We start from the raw sequence: 19,390 nt of genomic DNA on the forward strand, positions 1-19,390 counted from the left end.
TTAGTTGCACTCGCGTCACGTAAAAGGTCTACCGGTCCAGGCCCCACCATGAAGGCGAATCCCGCAGATCGATCACGACTCGATACGCTCCCTAGAGCAGCAGCAGGATCCCGGATGCATCCGCTCGGATGGGCGTGCCATGCCCCGCCATTCCGGCCTGATCCAGCGGACAGGCCCTGGGCCAGGTCGGCCGCGTCGTACCGCCGCTGGCTGCCGGTGGTCCGGCCGACCCGCTCGATCAGGCCGGCGCTCTCGTAGTAGCGCAGTGCGTCGTGAGAGAGGCGGTGCGCTCGGCGACCTGGGCGATGGTCAGGGTTGGTGCCCGGTCCGGCGGGAGGGACTGTCCGCCGGTCATGGACAAGACCGTAGGACCTGGAGCGCGCTCCAGGTCAAGCCATGACGGGCACGTCCGCTGACGCGGCACGCCGACGGGTGTGGGAACCCGTCGACCGCGCGCAACCTTCCCCGTCACCTGCGGGTCACACCGGGGACGGCAGGCGTTTCCGCACTGCCGTTCGTCCGGGGTGCAGGGGACAGAGGAGTCGGTCAGTGAAACACGCACGGCGAGCGACGACGGCGGCAGCGGTGACGGTCGCCGTCGCGGGCCTCCTGGGACCCTCCGCGCCCGCGGGCATCGAGCCCGAGGGCACCGCCCCGGGGGACACCGCGGCCGTGCCGGCTGCGAGCCGGGCCGACTTCAACGGCGACGGGTACGGGGACTTCGTACTGCCCGCGCCGCGGGGCTCGGTCGACGGCCGGCATGACGCCGGATACGTCGCCGTCGCGTACGGCTCTGCCTCGCACCGGGTGACGACGCAGGTCATCACACAGAACTCGCCCGGAGTGCCCGATCGTGCCGAGGTCAGAGACGATTTCGGCCGGCGCACGGCCTCGGCGGACCTCGATGGCGACGGTTACACCGACCTGCTGGTGGCGGCGCCCGAGGAGGAGCTCGGAGACGTCCAGCAGAGCGTGGACCGGGGCCTGCTGACCGTTGTGTGGGGAGGGCCCCGGGGGCTCTCCGGTGGCACGGTCCTCGCCGGCGAGGCCGCGGCCGAGTATCGGCCGTTCCACGGAGCGATGGTCACCGGCGACTTCAACGGGGACGGCCACCAGGACGTCGCCAACCCGTGGATCGTCTTCTACGGGCCGTTCACGCGGGACAGCGGAGCAGCGCGCACGGACGAGCGCGGGCTGGACACGGGCGAGCACCCTGCGGACGAGGACGACCTGGAAAGCTGGGTGCCGTACGACCTCGCTGCCGGGGACGTCGACGCCGACGGCGTCACCGACCTTCTGGCCACGGCCTCCGTTGAGTACGACGGCGAGCCTGGTCACAGGTTCCTCCTCTTCTCGAAAGGCGCGCGCGACGGCCTGGCCCGGCCGGTGACCGTGGAGGGGGCCGCGGGCGAGGGCCTGGACATCGGCCGGCAGATCAAGGTGGGTGACCTGAACGGGGATGGCGTCGACGACCTGGTCGCGGCAACGGGCCCCGACTGGAGCAAGCGCCGATCCGTCACCCTGGTGCCCGGTAGCGCCGAGGGCCTGGACGTGACCCGCGTGACGTCCGTGGCGGGCCAGGAGGTGGCGGGACCGATCATCGACGACGAAGCCTCGTTCGCTTCCGCCGTCGCCCTGGGTGACGTCCACGGCGACGGCGCGCTCGACGTGGTGACCACGGCCCCGTACGCGGACGTGGGGCGGGCCGAGCGCGCGGGCAAAGTGGTGGTGCTGCGGGGCGACGGGACGGGAAAGCTGACGGGAGCGGACGCCCGGTCCGTCACCCGCGTCACCTGCGGCCTGCCCGCCCGATCAGACGAGCGCGACGCCTTCGCGACGGACGTCGTGCCGGCGGATCTCGACTCCGACGGCCGTGCGGAACTCCTCGTCGGCTTCACCGACACCTCGAACTGGTCGCTGCGTGGCTACTGCGTGCTGCCCGGGACACCCGACGGGGTGACCGGCACCGGTGCGTACTACCTCCCGGTGCCGAAGTCCGGCAGCGGCCGGAAGTGAAAGGCGGTCCAGCCCCGTGCCGGGGCGCTGCCCCGCTGTCGTTTTGGTGATCGAGGTGGATCGGTCTAGAGACGAGTCTTTCCGAATGCGGTCAGTGGTCATAGGCGGTCAGTGAGCGGCTGACCGCCTGGCCGGGTCTGGAAGTTGTGCCAGATCGCGGCGGCCAGGGAGCCAGCATGCGCTGAGCGACGCGGACAGCGACGCCCTCGAAAGTGCGCCCGCCGTGTGTTCCAGGTCGAGCTGGCCCTTGAGGGTGTCGTTGACCGACTCGATCAGCTGGCGAACCTTCTTGAGCATCGGCTCGCCGGGCCGCAGGATCTCCTTCTTCCTCGACGGCCGCAGCAGCGTGATGCCTTGTGCGGACAGCGACCGCTCGAAGGTCTTCGAGGCGAAGCCCTTGTCGCTGATCAGCAGCAGGCCCGGCCGCTCGCGCACCAGCCCAGCATCGCGGCCAGCACCTCGCGCTCGCCGAGCTTCGGATCGGCCAGCGCCCACAGGACCGGCATCCCGGCCGGGGTGCACCAGGTACAGCCGCTGCCCCCAGAAGAACCGCGAATGCGACGCGCAGTAGCCGTAGTTGGCCCGGTCCGCCAGTTCCGAGCGCTTGACCGTGGGGCGGGACATCCCGCACGGCACCGGGGTCGAGTCCGTGATCCACACCGTGTCGTGGGAGGTGCCAGCGGGGGCGTGGCGGGTCGGTCGGGTACCGGCCCGTGCGCCGGCTGACGCGCCGAGGGCCGTCAGTGCTGCGCCGGTTCAGGGCGGACGGCGAGGCGGCAGCGCCTGCCACGTGCGGTGAGGAGGCGGACTGCGGATACTGCGACGGCGGCGAGCAGGCTGACGGCGTAGCAGAGCGACTTGAGGCCGTTGACAGCGCTGATGGTGGTGGCCAGGGCGTCGAGGCGGGTGGGGTAGCTCAGCAGGAGGGTGGTCAGGCCGAGGTCTTCCGCGAGGTTGAAGCCGGCGGCGGCGAGTGGTACCAGGACGAATGCAGTGCGCAGGCGGCGTCCGGCCCGGGGGGCGGCCCAGAGCAGGGTGATCGAGGCGAACGCGGCGAAGGAGGTCATGAGCGGCAGGTCGAGCAGCAGGATCAGCAGGTGGTCGCGCCGTCCTGACGCGCCGTAGGTGCTGAGCCAGTTGTAGGCGGTGTCGGCGCTGTAGCCGCCGCTGCGGGGATCGGCGGCGTTGCGGGCGCCGAGCAGGTTGAGGATGCCGACGCCGTGGGCGTCGTAGAAGCGGGTGACCGCGATGGTCATCAGCGTCATGACGGCAGCGAAGGAGGCCAAGGCGATAAGCGTGTTGCGGCCGCTGACCAGTCGCTCCAACCGGGCGAGGCGCGGGGAGCGCGGGCGGGCGCTGGTGGGTTCAGACGGCATGGGAGGGACTCCTGACGGCGGCGATTGCCGCTTCCTCGATGGTGTGGTCGTGCGCGGTGGTGGTGAGAAGGTCCAGGACTCCGGGCCGGGACAGGGTTGCCACGGTGATCGGTTGGAGGATGCAGCCGACGAAGACGGCCGCCAGGAGGTTGGACGCGCCGTCCCTGACCTCTCCCTCATGCTGGGCCTGCGTGATCAGTCGCTCGATGGCATGCAGTGGATAGTCACTGCCCTCAGGGAGTCGGGGCATGAGGGAGCCCGTGTTGTACAGGGCAAAGAGGAAGGCGTGGGGCTGGTCGCGGTAGGCGGCGAGCATCGCGCGGGCCACCAGGGCGAGCCGTTCCAGCGGCGTGCCGGGTCCGTCCGCGACAGAGCCGAGCAGCTGTGCGTAACCCTGGACCGCCTCGGCGTACAGCTCCTGGGCGATGGCCTCCTTGGACGGATAGTGCCGGTAGAGCGCCGACTCGGAGACCCCGGCCCGCTCCGCGATATGCCGGGTACGCGTCACGTCGTACCCGCGCTCCGCGAAGCAGGCGAGTGCTGCGGCGTGGATCGCAGGCTTCTGACTGGGGCGCGCCATCCAAACCTCCCTTCAAAGTGAATGTTCACTTACTTTGAAGGGAGGGAGCGGGACCTGTCAAGCCGTGAGCGGCGCTGGGATCGATCTTGCGTGCAGACTGCGCTGCCCCGTATCCGGCCGCTGTCGTCACCACCGCGTGTCAGATCACATTCCTCACCCTGATGGCGAGTTGTGGGCAGCGAGACGGTGAGGCAGCAGCACCGCGCCGATCTCGGTCCCGGCGGCTGCATGACATCGCAGTTCTGCGATGTCATGCGTGCGCGGAGGGTCGGCGGGCGTTGCGGCCTGCGGTGGGGGCGGCGGTCTGCCGGCGGGCGGCTCAGGTGGCGGGAGGGCGCCGGCTCCGGAGGTGGGCGGCCCGGAGCTCGGCGTCGAAGTCGGGATGCCGTCGGGTAGCTGAGGGCAGCAGTGCGTCGCGAACGTCCATGGCCCTGGTGAGGACGCCCAGTTGCTCGGTAGACAGCACCCAGGGGCCGTGCTCGTCGGCGTCCAGGACGGCCAGCAGGCCTTCGGCGACGGGGACGTCCTCGGCGTGCCGGTACACCGGATGGGTCCGGTTGAGCCGAAGGGCGAGGATCAGGCTCGCACCCAGGTGCGGGGCGTGGCACCGCCGGGAGGGGGTGATCACCTGGTGGCTGTCCGGAACAGTGAGGGCCTGGAGCACGCCCGCGAGCACGACGAGCCGTTCGTCGCTCTGCACGGGAAACGTCGACTCGGTGGCCCGGCCGCCGCAGGACCGGCAGGCGTAGGACCCCGGACCCCGGGGCTCGTAGCAGCCCCCGTGGCAGATGTGGCAGAGGATCGGAACCGGCACGTGGCGGGCCTCCTTCGCGCGGGCGCCGCAGCGCCCGCGCGGATCGACGGTCAGGGCGTCACGCGGCGGGTGGGCAGGTGGACCCACAAGACGTCCTCCTGCCCGGGCGGGTCCAGCGCCGCGAGCCGGCAAGACGGTAACGGGGGGCCACGGTCGCGGCGCGGTTCCCGCTCTTCCTCCTGCTCTCGGTCTCGTACGACCCCCTACAGCCGCGCCAGCGCGGCAAGCAGTTCCTCCCGGTTGAAAGAGCCGGTCGGCATGCCGGAGCTCTTGGTGTAGCGCAGGACGCCATCGGCGTCGACGAGAAACGTGCCACTGTGCTGCATGAGCATGGTGCGGCCGAGGCCGACCGCCTGGTGGGCGGCGACGGCGTCGGAGCACACCACTTGGACCGCGCCGCCGAGCTTACGTCGCACCGACGCGGCGTTGGCAGCCGTACCAGGCACGACGACGATGGGCAGAACCTTGTGCTCGACCAGCACGTCGCCCATTCTGGCGAGCGTACCGGCGTGGCGCATGCACACCATGCAGTTGTGTGCGCGCATGAAGAACAGCACCGCCGGCTGGCCGGTGCGCAGCTCCTTGATGCCGACCGGGGCACCGCCGTCGCCACGGAAGACGAGGGCAGGCAGGCGTTGACCGATCTTTATTTCCACTGCGGGGACTCCATGTCACTCGTGAGCGTTGTGCCGGTTCCGTGCCTGCGGATCGCGGGCACATGTATAAGAGGCGCCGCCGCACGAAAGGATTCTCACGACGTAGGACACGGTCTTAGCTCTCGCGATGGTCTGCTCCGGTCGCGTTCGGTGTTGGTCTCGGGCCGCCTGACGGTTTGCCGACTTCGTAGCGGGTGGCGGGGTGCCGGTTCTTCGAGCCGAGTGGCCTGCCGGGACCAGCTCTGGTGGGAGGGGCGGCGCCGTTCCCCCGCCACGACGGCAGCGGGACGACCTCGCAGCGCTACGACACCACCTTCTGGCAGGGGCCCATGTGGCTCGCGCAGGAGCTCGCTCCGGACATACCGACCAACGTGGTGACCTTGTGGGACTTGACGGTGACCTGGGGCCCCGTTGCGGCTGTTGCCGCTGCCGGCACCGGCCGGGTCAATCTCGCCTTCGAGGGTGGACTCCATGCTCGACGCGGGCCTTCTTGGCCGCGTAGTCCGGATCGCGGGAGGCCGGCGTACCCCGGGGGTGGGCCGTGACACTCAGGCCAGGGTCCACCGCTGGATCGACTGCTCGTCGGCGGTCAGCCAGGTCCCGTCGCCCAGCGCGCGCACGTGGTGCAGGTCGGGCGGTTCGGGCTCGTACCGCACGCGCCCCCGGACCAGGCCGGCCCACTCCTGTTCCTGGTCGGCCGGGGTCTTGAGCAGCCAGTGCGACATGGCGTCGTCCGGGCCTCGGAGCGCCGCGAGGACGGTCCGGTCGTCGACGAAGGCGCCGAGCCCCTCCCAGTTGTACCGCCAGTAACCGTCGTGATTCTCCATCTCGTTCTCGCCGTCGAGGAGCGCGCGCATCTCCTGGTTGTCCGTCTCCCCCAGGACGTAGCCGTCGGGGAACCGGCGCTGCGCCACGAAGTACCCCTGGCCGCTGTACGAGGCCACGAGCCGGCCGTCGGCGCGCACGTCGACGACGTACTCCTCGTCGCAGGGCACCTGCCAGGCGCGGACCGTGCCGTCGGCCTCCAACACCGCCCAGAACAAGTAGGACTGGTCCTGCTCGATGAAGTTCACGCCGACGTGCCGCCCGTCCGGGTGCGCGAGCGGGAACGGATGCGGCTCGCGCCAATCCAGCAGCGTCGTGCGCCCAAGCAGCTGCCCGTCGGCGGCGGCCAGCACCACCAGATCCTGGCCCTCCTTGCCCTCCGCGTCCACCCCCGGCACCACGGCCCACACCTGCGTACCGTCCGAGCTGGCGAGGACCGCGCCTCCGTCAAACGGGCCCCACGGGTGCTCCGCGTGCGACCACTCCCACCGTGTGCCCCCCGCCGGGTCGACCGCCCGGACCCTGTCGTCCTCGCTGAACACCGCTGCGGACAGGTCCGGCAGGAACGTGTTGCCGTAGTTCCTATACCAGCTCGCCCAGGGCGTCGGGAAGTCGGCCACCGGTGCGCTGTCCCCAGCCAGCAACCGGTCGACGTTGTACACCCGCATGCGGTCCTCCACCCGCATCGCCACCAGCAGCCCGTCCGGCGTACGGTGCCGGCCCTCAGGGTGGCTGAGCAGGCGGCGGGCAAACGGCAGGGCGGCGGTCGCGACCAGGCGCGCGGGCATGTCCACGAGCAGCAATCCTAAGACCCGGATGATCAACCGGGGAAATCAGCAACAGCAGTCCGGCCTGGGTCCCGTCCACGACGCGGTGCGGCCCGGCGTCCACCATCGCAACCACCCTGGCCGGCGCCGACAACGCGTCAGATCGTCCGCACGTCGGCGGGATAGCGGACCGTGATGCCGGCGGTCCGCCAGCGCGGCAGGTCGCCGTCCTCGGGTGGGCGTCTTCGAGCACCGATCGTCAAGGAGAGCGCAAAAGCTGGCTGGGCATGCGGAGGTAGGCGACGACGGCATCAGCGATACCTTCCGCGGCGTGCCGGCGCCACGACGGACTGGTGAAGTGCCTGGCGTCGGTGCAGTTGCATGTTGCCGCATTCGATGAACACCTTGGGCGCGAGGGACAGGTTGAGCCCGCCGAGGTCGCTGCGTATGTCGATGCCGTCGCCACAGGCGCGGGGAAACGCAGGCCACAGGCCGCCACCGGCAGACCCTTCTGCTGCGCCCATGCGCGCACGGCACGGGTCTTGGCGAGATCGGGCTCGGCGGACCCGTAACGGCGGGCGCGAGACACCGACGTACCGTCAAGTTCGCCTCCCACCTGGGGTCCTTTCGGGTCAAAGTGATTCCTGGGTGGCGCTATCCTTCCTGTCGCAAGCCGGGGCGGTGCTCGGGATGGACGTGGGTTGGCGGGTGGCTTTCGATGTTCGGTATTTCGGTGTCCGATACGGGGAAGCGGGCACCGAAGTCCGGACTGGTCGGCCGGGTACGCGAGTTGTCGGCGCTGCGAGCGGCGCTGGCACAGGCGGTGTCGAGCGGTCCGCGGGTGGTCGCGGTGGTGGGCCCGGCCGGGATCGGCAAGACCGCGTTGCTCTCCGACTTCCTCGCCTCGCCCGGTTTGGACGGCCCGGTACGCGTACTTCTGGCGCGGGCGGACGAGTCGGAGACCGTGCTGGAGCTCGGTGTCCTGGGGCAGCTCCTGCGCCAGATGGAGGTCGACCTGCCGACGGTCTTCGGACCGGTCGCGGAGCTGCGCCCGGCCCGGCTCGACCCGTTTGTCGCGGGCGCCTCCTTCCTCGACGTGCTGACCACCTGGGAAGCGGGGCCCGGGGGCGGTGCCGTGCTCGTCGTGGAGGACGCTCAGTGGGCCGATCCGGCGTCGCTGCGGGCGTTGACGTTCGTACTGCGCCGGAGCGGTGGGCTGCGGCTATGTGTCCTCTTCACGCTCCGCCCGGAGCAGTTCGACCAGCTGCCGGCCGGGCTTGGCCGCATTATTGACGACCCGGGCCTCGGGCTGAGGCTGGAACTCGGCGGCCTCGACCCCCGCGAGGTGGGGTTGCTTGCGGTACGGCAGGGGCGGCCGCTGTCGGTGTCCGAGGCGGCGATGCTGCACGCGCACACCGGTGGTGAGCCTCTGCTGGTGAAGGCGGCCCTCGCTGAGCTGGCCTCGGAGGACTTCGGGCAGCCGGGCAACCGGCTCCTGCGGGTTCCGACAACGTACGCCGAGATCGTGCTCGCGCGGTTGGCCCGCTGCCGCATCGAGGTGCGCCGACTGGTCGAGGCCGTGTCGGTGCTCGGTACCTACGCGCGTCTCGACCAGGCCGCGGCTCTGGCCGGTCTGGATCCGCTGCCGCCGGAACTGCTCGACGAGGCGGCCGCGGCGGGGCTGTTGCGCAAGGTCGAGACGCCTGTCCGGGACGAGTTGTGGTTCGAGCACGCGCTGGTCGGGGCCGCCGTGTACAACAACCTGCGCCATGTGGTCAGGGTCGCCTTGCATCGCGGGGCCGCGGAGCTGGTCGAGGACGAGCTGTCCAGCCTGGAACACGAGGTCGCGGCCTGTTCCGGCCCCGACGAGGAACTCGCCACCCGACTCGACGCGTTCAGCGGGCGCGTTCTGTCGACGAGCGGATCGTGGACCTCGGCAGCCCGGGCCCTCCTCGCGGCCGCCCGGGTCGGTGCCGATCCCGCGGCGCGGCTGCGGCGCACCGTCGAGGGTGTCGACGCGCTTCTGCTGGGCGGTGACGTCCGGGGTGCGGCGGTGGCGGAGAGCGCGGCGCAGCTGCCCCCAGGTCCCCACCGCGACTACCTGGCCGCCCGGTTGGGCATGAGTGTCGGCGCGCGCGGTACGACCGCCGACCTTCTGGAAAGGGCCTATGAGGGAATCGGACCGGAGCCGACGGGGGACGATCTCAGCCTGGTCGCTCGCATCGCATTGGTCCGCGCGGCGACGCTGTTCAGCGCCTGCCGTCAGGCCGAGGCGCGGCAGTGGCGCCGTCGGGTACCGGCCGCGGCCGATACGACGGCCAACCCGATGGCGCCGTACCTACTCGTCACCCAGGTACTCCCGCTGGCGGCGCAGGGTGCGTTCACCGAGGCACTCGAGGCTCTCGCGGCATACCCGGCGGACGGCCCCTTGCCCCGCGGTCTGCGTGGGATCGTCCGGCTCTGGTCCGACGATCCGGCGGCGGCCCGGCCGGACCTGACCGCCGCGGTGAGCCTGACCGATCGGCGGGGAACGCTCGCCATGCCCGTTGTGCTCTTCGCCTACGGGGTCCTCGCCGATGCCGAGTACCGACTGGGCAACTGGGAGGCGGCCGTGGCGCACGCCGAGTTCGCCGCCGCGATCGACCGCGACGCCGACGGCAAGGTCCGCTACGCCGGGATGGCCCGCGCGGTGGGAGCGCTGCCCGTCATCGATCGGGGGGACTTCGAGACCGCCGAGGTACTGGTCACGACGGCCGAAGCGGCGGCGGGTGAGCCATTCAGCGAATGGTTCGCGGCCGGCGCACGGGCCCGGCTGGAGCTGGCCCGTGGCGACGCCGACCGCGCGGAGCGCGCCCTGCGACCGATCGTGGCTCAGCCGTTCGCCGAGGAGATCGGCATCCATCCGTGGCTGCTGCTGCATGCCGAGGCCCTCGCCGCCCTCGGCCGGGAGGAGGCCGCGGCGTCCACTGTGGAGCGCGCGGAGCGGGCGGCGCGTCTACGCGGCCTCGTCACGCCACTCGTGACCGTTGGCCGGTTGCGGGGTGAGGCCGCGGCCCGGGCGGGACGCGATCGGGAGGCACTCGCCGCATTCGAGGCGGCGCGTCCCTCGGCGCGGGGTTGCGCCCAGCCCCTGGAGGTAGCTCGACTGGACCTCGCCACAGGAGTCTCCCTGCGCCGAGCGGGCCGCCTTAGCAGCGCCCGCAGCACGCTCGATGCCGCCCGGCACCGGTTCCGTACGCTCGGCGCCGCGCACTGGCTGGCCCGCTGCGACGCCGAGCTGGTGGGCCTCGCCGACACCGACGGCCATCCCGCGCTGACCCAGCAAGAACTCAGGGTTGCCCGGCTGGTGGTCGACGGACTGAGCAACCGCGCGGTCGCGGACGCGCTCAGCCTCAGCCACCGCACCGTGGAGAACCACCTCTCAAGGGCGTACTCGAAGCTCGGCATACGGACGCGTACTGAGCTCAGACGGCGGCTACTCAGAGACCCCTCAGCACTGCCGGTCGACATCTGAGTGGCAACCACACTTCATTTCCGCAGCTGCTGACAACGAACCTCAATCGAGTGATCGCGAGTTGTCGGTCAATCGACGTTGTCGTCCACAGTGCGGAAAGGCTTCCATGCCCAGGTTTGCCCAGGGGTTGTCGAGCGACCCGGTGACGTCATCGTGATCCATTCCCGTTTCGAGTCGCTCGGGGTGTATCTGCCGTCTACCTCGGTGTCGACCGCGGAGGTCGTGGCGCGGATGACGTATCGGCCGCCGGTCGATCTGGCGTCGCTGACCGGTATCCGGCAGCGGCGGGAGCGTGACCGCAGCCCGGAGTCCTATGAGGACTCCCTGACGCTGGCGTTGAACGCCGCGCGGCGCTGCCTGCAACGGTCGCGGTACGCGGCGGCCGACCTCGACGTGGTGATCTCGGCATCCATCACCCGGGACGTGGGGCCGAACAGGCTCCAGTGGGAACCGTCGCTGGCGTATCTGTTGTGCCAGGAACTGGGCGCCCGCCGAGCGATCCATTTCGACATCATGAACGCCTGCGCGGGGATGATGACGGCGGTGACGCTGCTGGATCGCATGATCAAGGCCGGCACGGTACGCACCGGCCTCGTCGTCAGCGGCGAGTGCGTCACGACGATCGCGGACACCGCGGTCCGGGAGATCGGCGGCCTGCGGGACCCGCAGCTCGCGTCGTTGACGGTCGGCGACTCCGGCGCCGCGGTGATCGTGGACGCGTCGCCTTCACCGGCCGACCGCATCCATCACGCCGAGGTGATGACCTGCGCGGGGTACTCGCGGCTGTGCATCGCCAAGCCGAGCAGCCAGGGCCCGGGAGTCGCGATGTACTCCGACAGCGTGGGGCTGCACCACCGCAACGTCATGCGGCTGTGGCCGACGCTGCACCAGGAGCACCTGGCCAGGAACGGCGGCAGCTTCGCGGAGGAACGGTTCGACTACGTCATCGCCCACCAGGTGAGCGTGAACTTCACCAGGCGGGTCCGGCAGGCCGGCGAGGCCGCTTTCGGGACGCTGCCGCCGATGCTGACGGTCCTGGACCGGTACGGCAACACGGCGTCGACGTCACACTTCGTCGTTCTCGACGAACACCTGCGAACCGGTGGGGGCCGACTGCCGGCGAAGTACCTGATGATCCCCCTGGCGTCCGGATTCGTCGCCGGGTTCCTGTCGGCCACGATCTCGTCGCTGGGGGCATGAGATGGCTGTCGTCATCCGCGCGGTCGGGACCAGCAGCAGCCCGGCGGTGCCCGGCTCGGTCCAGCACGCGGCCGCCGCCGGACGGGACTGCCTCGCCCGCGCCGGGCTCGGCGCCGACGACGTCGACGTGCTGATCAATACCGGAGTGTTCCGGGACGACAACATTCACGAGCCCGCGCTCGCCGCGCTCATCCAGGCCGAACTGGCAATCAACCTCGACTATGTTGACGGCGGGTCGGCCAGGCCGTCGCTGTCGTTCGACCTGAGCAACGGCGCCTGCGGCCCGCTGAACGCGGTACAGGCCGCGCAGGCGTTCCTCGCCGCGCCCGGTGGCGCAGAGCATGTCCTGGTGGTGACAGCCGACGCTCACCCGTCGGGGCGCTCCGATCGCGTTCCCGGGTTTCCGTACGCGGTCGGCGGGGCCGCGATGCTGCTGGCACACGACCCCGGCCAACGGACCGGGTTCGGCGCCACGCGGACCGCTCTCGCCGCCAAGACCGGCCCGGACCGCAGCGGCTATTACGACCCTGCCGACCCGCACGACCGGCACACGGTCACCGTGCCGCGGCTCAGCCCGGACGGCTTCACACGCTGGGCCGACCTGGCCGCCGAACTGGTCGACCACCACGTCGCGGCCGAAGGCCTCGACGTGACCCGCACCCTGCTGCTCACCTCGGGCTCACCGGCCGGGATCGGTACCGCGCTCGCCCACCGGCTGGGCCTCGGCACCGACGCCGTCATCACCCCGACAGCCGGGGACGGCGAACCCCACACAACGGCCCTCATCCTCGCTTACCAACACGCACTCGAAACCGGCCGCACCGCCCGGTACGACCAACTCGTGTTCGTCACGGTCGGCTCCGGCCCGACCGCTGCCTGCGTCACCTACCGGATGCCGAGGTGACAGTTCGGGTAGGCGTCTGCGCAGAGTGGCGTCGTGAGTGCAGGTCACCCGGTAGGTGTCGCCGGGCACTGGACACTGCGCCGTATCGCCGCTGGACGCCTTCGCCAGGCGTTCACCATGCCGACGTTCGTCGTGTCTCCAGGCCATGGGCAGGACGATCAGATCGACTTGACCGCCACAAGGCGTGCGGCCGTGGGGGTACGCCGATCGGTGGACGCGCGGTCCATCGGTCCAAGCTCCCGCGGGCCGGAGGTCCGCAGGCAGGCTGACTCCATCGGCTCGTACGCTCCGCCTCCGGAGCCCTTGGGTCGCCGACTTCGCCCGGATACGATCGCCGCAGCGGGGGCGGTGGTCTCGGCGCCGTACTCGTACTCCCCCGTGGCTGTGCTCTCCTTCAGATCAGCTGCGATGCACAGGGATTACCTCCCCACAGACAATCTGTCCGCAGGCATTCTGCCCAACTAGTGCCGCGTCAGCCAAGGTTCGCCCGTCAAGGAGCGGCGTCCGGTGCGTGCTCTCGGCGTGCCGGCCGGAAGTCCTCGTACTGGACGTACTTGGGCTTTCGGCCGGTGCGGCGAGAGGGCGTGCCGGGCGTCGCGACGGGGCGAACCTTGGCTGACGCGGCACTAGCGATTGGGCTGCGGCGGACGCGGACTTCAGAACGTGAAGGTCGTTGCGGAGAAGACCATTCCGGCGCTGCCGACCCAGGCCAGACAGACCTGGTCTCTGGTGAGAATGCCCTGGTCGACGGCGTCGACGATGCCGAGGGGCACGGATGCGGTGATGATGTTGCCTGTCTTGTGGCCGATGCTGTGCAGCTTGTCACCGATGCCGGCCTCCTCCCCGAACCGCGCCCACTGGTTCGGGGAGGAGGTGTGCGGAAATACCAGGTGTATCTCTCCTCCGCGCACCCCGTGCTGGTGGAATACGTTCACGTTTTCGGCCGCGGCCGCGCCGTGCAGCTCGCGCCCGTAGGAGATGAACTGAAATTCTCCTCCCGTTGGTGCGATGCGCGCGGTGTCCGCGTCGGTGCAGAAGGATTGCCAGGGCGGCAGCGGAATGGCGCACAGGTCGCTCAGGTCGGGACGGTTGACATAGCTGGAGGCGAAGTTGTCTGGGGCCTCGTTGCCGAGGATGGTGACGGTGACCGCCTCGCCCAGGGTGAAGCTGGGAAACTTGTACGCCAGTTCGGCGGACGAGCCCAGCGTGAAGTTCCGTGGCACGACGGCACTGCCGTCGATCGCGGGGAACTCCATGTTGACGACGACCGCCCGCCTGACGGCGCCCGCCTTCATCGCGTCGTTGATGACGTCCAGGCTCGTCACCCAGCCCATACAGGCATCGGTGATGTCGAAGCTGCGACACGCCAGTCCGAGCGCCTTGGCCACGAAGGTGCTGTTGGCCGGTTCGGTGAAGCCACGGTCGACGCTGGAGTAGACGAGCAGGTCGATATCGCTCCTGGTGATGTTCGCCTGGGTCAGGGCACGCTCGAACGTCGCATCCAACAGCGTCATCGGGTACTCGTCATCGGCCAGCCAGTTGCGCGATTCGAAGCCGCTCCTGCCGAGCAGCCTGCTGATGGCCTTCAACGTCGTGGGCAGGTCGCCACTGAAACCGCCGCGGGAGTAGTGGCGGATCATCTCCACGACGTCCTCGTTGGACACCCTCCGCGAAGGCACGGTTCCAGCTACACCAAGAATCTTCATGGCTCTCTCTCAGCGCGGCGATCCCCAGAGACCACCACGCTTCACCGGGTCGACAACTTTGCACGATCGTCGAAGAACCATCGACTGTCCGGAAGAGTGGGCCTTACCCACTGCGACTACTCGGATGGGTGGCGCGCCCCGAGTAGCTCGGGGTCAAGCTGAACGCGCGATCGGATGCCCAGTTTCGCGAAGACGTTGGCGAGATGGTTTTCCACGGTGCGACGGCTCAGCCCCAGCGCGTCGGCCGCCCCGCGGTTCGTCTTCCCGGTGGCGACAAGCCGCGCGACGGTCAGCTCCTGTGGGGTCAGGAGCGGGTGCGCTTCGTTTTCCGCGATGGCGCGCAACTCCGCCTCGCAGGCCGGCAGCCACGCCCGGGCCCCCATGTCGCGGAGCTGGGTACGCGCGGACTCCAGCCGTACCAGGGCGGCACGACGGCGTCCGGTGCGACGCAGGAAGCGCCCGGTGGCGAGTTCGAGCCGCGCGCGCTCGGGCGCGGCCGGCACCGCCGAGGTCATCTGGGCCGCGTCTTCGAAGGCGGCGAGGGCCTGCGCACCGCGCCCTGCCCGGGCTGCCGCCTCGCCGCGCAGTCGGCCTATCGTGGCGAACGGTGAGGTGAGACCTCGGGCGCGGGCGACTCGTTCCGCTCGGTCCACAACGGACATTGCCGCGTCGTCGCGGCCGATCGCGGCAAGGGCCTCGGCGTAGAGGAGCAGCCAGGGGTGGATGCCCACCTCGGCGATGAGCTCCGGGCCTTGCTCGACCACCGGCCGTAGCGCCCGTTCGGCTCGTACAGGTTCGCCTCTTGCCAGTTCCAGCCGCGCACGCGCGCCGGCCACGAACCAGGAACTCAACGGATCGCCTCCGGTTATCGCCTCAGCTGCGCCGATATGTCGCTCGGCCTGCTCGAAGTCACCGCGGGCGATGTATGGTGCCGCGGCTGCCGCCCGAGCCATCCCGGCAAGATAGGTGTATCCGTGGTCCTCGGCGGCTACCGAGGCGAACTCTCCGTGGGCGATGGCGGCATCGAAGTCGCCCGAGCGGTATTCCGCCTCGGACAACAACGCGTACACAAAGACACGAACAGAAAGGGTTCCGATGATTTGCTGCCTCGCCATCGCGACGGTCTTCGTGAGGTCGCGGCGAGCCTCCACGACGTGGTCTGCCCAGAGCCGGACGGCACCTCCCAACGCGAATGGCCAGATGCTCTCCGACGGGCAGTCGGCGAACGCCGACAGCGCCGCCTCGAAGTCCCCCAGCGCGGCGTGGGACAGTACCTGAGCGGATCTGAGGAAGGGCGCGGCCACAGGGCTGGTGTGATGCACGTCAACGGGAGCCCGGCGCACATATTCCAGCGCCGGTGCCGGATGACCAGAGGTGAAGGCGACGAATGCCTGACAGGCCGCGAGCCGCCCCGACAGGTCGGGATCCGCCACGGCGGGCTCCGGCCCAAGCGCCGCCCAGGCCCGGTCGAGGAGTGCACCGACTGCACCGAAGTCACCCGTGTCCTTGGCCAGCCGAGCCGTCAGGTAGTCAAGATGCGGGCCGGGTGGCAGCCTGTTCGGGAGCGCCAAGCCCATAGCTCCGCGGATGTCGCCGGCCACGATCAGCGCGTCAATCCCCTCGACCGTACGGCGCACCCGCGCCTCGGGGAGGGCACTCACCCGAGCGGCCGCGAACATGGCACGAGCGACCGACGTCCAGGAACCGCCCGCGACCATGCGCCGACGACCAAAGGCGGCAAGTCGCACGGCGAGCTCCTCGTCGGAACCAACGCACGCCGCCACCTCGTGCTCCAACGCGCCGAGGTCGTCGTCAACCGCTGCCGCCGCCCGGCGGTGCAGCAGCGTCCGGCGGGCGAGTGTCAGGTCGTGGTAGACCGCCGCGCGGGTCAACGCGTGGGGAAACCACAGCTCATCCCCTGACGGCGCCTCCACCCGATACAACAGCTCGGCCTGAGCCGCCTCGTCGAGAATGTCCGGGGTGAGACGCTCCAGGCCGGCTACAGCGACTGCGTGGTCGAGCCGTGCGTGTCCGCCGAGGACCGCCATCGCCTCGACAAGACACCGCACGTCGGGTCCACAGCGGCCGAGCCTGGCCAGGACGATCTCGCCGTAGCTGACCGGCACCGGAAGCGGTCGGTCGGTGGGGTCGGCGAACGCCTCGGGGGTCAGCTCGGCGAGGACGGCTTTGAGGAGCAGGGGTTCCCCGCCGGTGTGTGCGTGCAACCGCGCCGCGACCGCGGCCGGAACCGGTTCCCGCCGGTGCTGGGCGACGAGTTGGCCCACTTCACCGAGGTCGAGACCGCACAGGTCGATTCGCAGCCCCGATCCGTCGTCCTGGACGAGACGAAGTACGCCCGGCGGCAGGCGGTCGATCTCGGTGTCACGGAGTGTGAGAACGGTGAGCAGACGCAGCCCGCGGGTGCGCCGCAGGGCGAACGCGATCGCTTGAAGGGAGGCGGTATCCGCCCAGTGGGCGTCCTCCACGACGAGAACGGTGACCGCGTCGCGGGCTTGAGACGCGAGAACGTCGAGCAGGCGGGCGCCTACGACGAACGGGTCGAGACCCCCCGGTTCGAAGCGCACGAGCGGGGCGATCTGGTCGGGGAGCGCTGCCCCTGGCAGGAACAGAAGCTGGTCCACGATCCCGAACTCCAGGACGGTCTCCGACTCGTCCGCCCGTGCGACCAACGTTCGGATCGGGGACGTCGGGTCGCTTTCGGCGCCGCGCAGAAACGCGGTCAGAAGCGCGGTCTTGCCGATCCCCGCCGGTCCGACGAGAGCGACGACACGGGGCATCCCGGCGCTTGCCGCGGCGAGGGCTTGCCGCAGCCCCGTCAGCTCGGCGCGACGGCCGACCAGGCCGGCGTCCGCAGTCTCTCGCGGCGTAGCGCCCGCACCTGTCGAAGAACCCATCCACCCCATCCGTACGTCCACCAGCCAGAAGTCTCGGTCCTGGCCTTCCGGGCCGACAGAGTAGCGATACCTAGTCCCTACCAGGGAATCTAGGTAGTGGCCGCTACCGACGCCAGCCCATGTCCACCTGAGCGATACTCTCTGGGTGGATATGCGTGATTCACCAACCGAGCTCGTCGGCGATCCTGTCGGCGTGGTGGGCCATGTCAAGGATCTTGGACAGTTCCTCGGGTTGGCAGCTACGCCGCGAGGCGGCGTTGGTGGTCGGTGAACGCCGCGGCAGGGGTGCACTCGGCCAACTTCCCCGCCGGTCAGCCCCAGGGCGCTGGGCAGGGCGGGAGTGGCGCCGCGTGCCCAGCGCACGATCGCGGCGAGCGAGCGCGCGCCGCACATGACCGCCACTGCGGTGACCGACAACCGGCCGGTGAAGGAGTAGCGGCAGCCCTGCCTGCGGCGCGGATCGGGTACGAGCGTCAACGCGTCCAGCAGTGTCATCACCTCCGCGGATCCGGCCAAAGTGTCCTGGTCAAGGGGGACTTCGATGTCATCGCGAATTCGGGCGAGATCCTCGATGAGGCCGGATGGCATCCGGGCACGGTTCCTTTGACTCACGCGGCTTCGACTCCACGTGTCACTGGTCGGTTGGCGCGCGCGGTTGAATACCCGAGGCGTGCCCCCTTCGGCAGGGCGAGCCAGGAAGCCACCCGACTTTGGGGGCTGAAGGAGGAGAAATGAGGCAGGAACCGCGCAGAGGGCTTCCGCGGGCGGGCACGGCGGAGGACATGATCGACCGGCTGGCCGAGTATGTGGACAGCTGTCGTCCCGACTGGTCCCGGCGCGTGAAGGGTGCCGCCGAAGCGGAGATCGCCGAGTTGGAGGAGCTGTGCGGCCTTGCCGCCCTGGGCTGGCGTTACCCCGAGGCGTACCGCCGCTACCTCGCCCTCTGCGGTCACGATGACGACGGTCTGCTGGAGGGGCTGCACGGCGCCTACGGCTTCCAGCGGACGGTTGCCGACTTGCGCGGGTTCTACCGTGACATGGACAACGAGCCCTGGACTGCGCCGGAATTTCCTGTCGTGCTGCTTAACACCCTTTACATGCCGCTGAGCCTGGATCTGCGGCCTCCGAGGTGCAGCGAGCCGGCCGTCGTGGATGGGGAGAACCCTGACGAGGTCTATGCGGAGTCGTGGGAGAAGCTGGTGTTCCAGAACGCCACCTTGCAAGGCAGGTCGAATGCGGCGCCGACCATGTGGGCATCCACGTCCCCGCGCGCGCTGGCTGAGGCGCTGGCCCTGAATGGAACAGCCACCCCGGTCGAGGTGCTGTCGGCGTTCGGCAGGGAACACGACCTCCAACCGGCCTGGTTCAACGACTCCCAGCACTTCTGCCTGTCCCGCGCCGACGCGATGGTGTGGACCAGCCTCCTCCACGGAGTGATGTTCCACGTCACCGGCGACAGCGCCACCGAGGTCGGCAAGCTCGGCAACCAGCTCGCACGCACCATCGGAGCCACAAACCTGACCACCTGCTGAACCTCCTGAGGCGCCCGAGTACACGCCCGGCGAATCGGGCGCCTTTATCGTGCTCGCTTCCGAATTCTGCGTGCGGGGCTATTCCTCGGGGGGCGGTCGGGTCGCGCGGCGGGCGTAGAGTGCCGCGCCGTGGGAGTGGATGATCGGGTACCGGCCGTGGAAATTGATGTGTTCATGGGCGAGTGGAGAGAGCGGGAGCGGATCTCCGGTGAGATCGTCAGCCCACCAGCTTCCAGTTCCTTGACGGCGGCGTCCATGTAGAGGGTGTTCCATCAGGCATCCGGGGTTCTCCAACCCGTTGGCCCATTTTCTGCGCAGGTAGATCCCTTGCACTCGCGTCCGCGAGAGTGAGAGGCCGGATCAATCCCAGACACAGGTGAGCAGGACAAGCGTGTACTCGTCTTCGCGGAGGGGCTGCATCAGAGCGGTCCGTCCGCCCACTGTCTTCAACGCCAGGCATCGGCCAAGCGGATACACGTGAACCATTGCAGGCCGCTGCACCCCAAACGCTCCTTGGAGTGCTCGCCGGCACCCCTCTGCGTCGGGCACGGTGGCGAGTTGGCCTAGCTCCGCGACACAGCCGCT

At 69.8% G+C, this 19,390-nt stretch carries 14 protein-coding genes and 1 pseudogene; 5 read left to right on the plus strand and 10 right to left on the minus strand.

Going from position 1 to position 19,390, the window contains the following annotated elements; translation table 11 throughout:
- Positions 1-549: 549 nt before the first annotated feature.
- On the plus strand, positions 550-2,016 hold the full coding sequence (locus ACZ562_RS31175; RefSeq protein WP_471185954.1) for an FG-GAP repeat protein: 1,467 nt from the start codon (positions 550-552) through the stop codon (positions 2,014-2,016).
- 108 nt (positions 2,017-2,124) lie between these two features.
- On the opposite strand, the gene ACZ562_RS31180 is transcribed toward ACZ562_RS31175, so the two are convergent.
- From ACZ562_RS31180 to ACZ562_RS31215, 8 genes and pseudogenes are all read right to left on the minus strand, one after another.
- Positions 2,125-2,640, minus strand: coding sequence for a transposase (locus ACZ562_RS31180; RefSeq protein WP_471185957.1), 516 nt, complete (start codon positions 2,638-2,640; stop codon positions 2,125-2,127).
- A 116-nt stretch (positions 2,641-2,756) separates the two neighbouring features.
- Positions 2,757-3,392, minus strand: coding sequence for a hypothetical protein (locus ACZ562_RS31185; protein WP_471185959.1), 636 nt, complete (start codon positions 3,390-3,392; stop codon positions 2,757-2,759).
- Positions 3,382-3,972, minus strand: a complete 591-nt coding sequence (locus ACZ562_RS31190) for a TetR/AcrR family transcriptional regulator (RefSeq protein WP_471185962.1) — start codon at positions 3,970-3,972, stop codon at positions 3,382-3,384. The genes ACZ562_RS31185 and ACZ562_RS31190 overlap by 11 nt, the downstream gene beginning before the upstream one ends.
- A 319-nt stretch (positions 3,973-4,291) precedes the next feature.
- Positions 4,292-4,786, minus strand: coding sequence for a hypothetical protein (locus ACZ562_RS31195; RefSeq protein WP_471185964.1), 495 nt, complete (start codon positions 4,784-4,786; stop codon positions 4,292-4,294).
- A 203-nt stretch (positions 4,787-4,989) separates the two neighbouring features.
- The gene (locus ACZ562_RS31200) at positions 4,990-5,442 is read right to left on the minus strand and encodes a redoxin domain-containing protein (RefSeq protein ID WP_471185967.1); all 453 of its coding nucleotides are present in this window, start codon (positions 5,440-5,442) and stop codon (positions 4,990-4,992) included.
- Between the two features lie 95 nt (positions 5,443-5,537).
- Positions 5,538-5,692 (minus strand): annotated as a pseudogene (locus tag ACZ562_RS31205) (NF041680 family putative transposase); the annotation flags it as partial.
- A 298-nt stretch (positions 5,693-5,990) separates the two neighbouring features.
- Positions 5,991-7,061, minus strand: a complete 1,071-nt coding sequence (locus ACZ562_RS31210; RefSeq protein ID WP_471185970.1) for a hypothetical protein — start codon at positions 7,059-7,061, stop codon at positions 5,991-5,993.
- A 284-nt stretch (positions 7,062-7,345) separates the two neighbouring features.
- The gene (locus ACZ562_RS31215) at positions 7,346-7,558 is read right to left on the minus strand and encodes a hypothetical protein (protein ID WP_471185972.1); all 213 of its coding nucleotides are present in this window, start codon (positions 7,556-7,558) and stop codon (positions 7,346-7,348) included.
- A gap of 209 nt (positions 7,559-7,767) precedes the next feature.
- Between ACZ562_RS31215 and ACZ562_RS31220 the strand changes: the two genes are divergently transcribed.
- The 3 genes from ACZ562_RS31220 to ACZ562_RS31230 all read left to right on the plus strand — a co-directional run bounded on the left by ACZ562_RS31220 (position 7,768) and on the right by ACZ562_RS31230 (position 12,652).
- The gene (locus ACZ562_RS31220) at positions 7,768-10,548 is read left to right on the plus strand and encodes a helix-turn-helix transcriptional regulator (RefSeq protein ID WP_471185974.1); all 2,781 of its coding nucleotides are present in this window, start codon (positions 7,768-7,770) and stop codon (positions 10,546-10,548) included.
- A gap of 153 nt (positions 10,549-10,701) precedes the next feature.
- Entirely contained in the window at positions 10,702-11,748 is a 1,047-nt protein-coding gene (locus ACZ562_RS31225; protein WP_471185977.1) for a 3-oxoacyl-ACP synthase III family protein, read from the plus strand.
- A 1-nt stretch (position 11,749) separates the two neighbouring features.
- Positions 11,750-12,652: a hypothetical protein gene (locus ACZ562_RS31230; RefSeq protein ID WP_471185979.1), complete on the plus strand. Its 903-nt coding sequence runs from the start codon at positions 11,750-11,752 to the stop codon at positions 12,650-12,652.
- 656 nt (positions 12,653-13,308) lie between these two features.
- Here the strand turns inward: ACZ562_RS31230 and ACZ562_RS31235 are convergent.
- Together ACZ562_RS31235 and ACZ562_RS31240 are read right to left on the minus strand one after the other, a co-directional pair.
- Complete coding sequence (locus tag ACZ562_RS31235; protein ID WP_471185980.1) at positions 13,309-14,316, minus strand: 3-oxoacyl-[acyl-carrier-protein] synthase III C-terminal domain-containing protein; 1,008 nt, start codon at positions 14,314-14,316, stop codon at positions 13,309-13,311.
- A gap of 158 nt (positions 14,317-14,474) precedes the next feature.
- The gene (locus tag ACZ562_RS31240; RefSeq protein ID WP_471185983.1) at positions 14,475-17,861 is read right to left on the minus strand and encodes an ATP-binding protein; all 3,387 of its coding nucleotides are present in this window, start codon (positions 17,859-17,861) and stop codon (positions 14,475-14,477) included.
- Positions 17,862-18,004: 143 nt separating this feature from the next.
- Here ACZ562_RS31240 and ACZ562_RS31245 point away from each other — a divergent pair, with 143 nt between their 5' ends.
- Entirely contained in the window at positions 18,005-18,805 is an 801-nt protein-coding gene (locus ACZ562_RS31245; RefSeq protein ID WP_471185985.1) for a hypothetical protein, read from the plus strand.
- Positions 18,806-19,390 lie beyond the last annotated feature (585 nt).

This window comes from Streptomyces sp. NPDC040410, assembly GCF_055595715.1.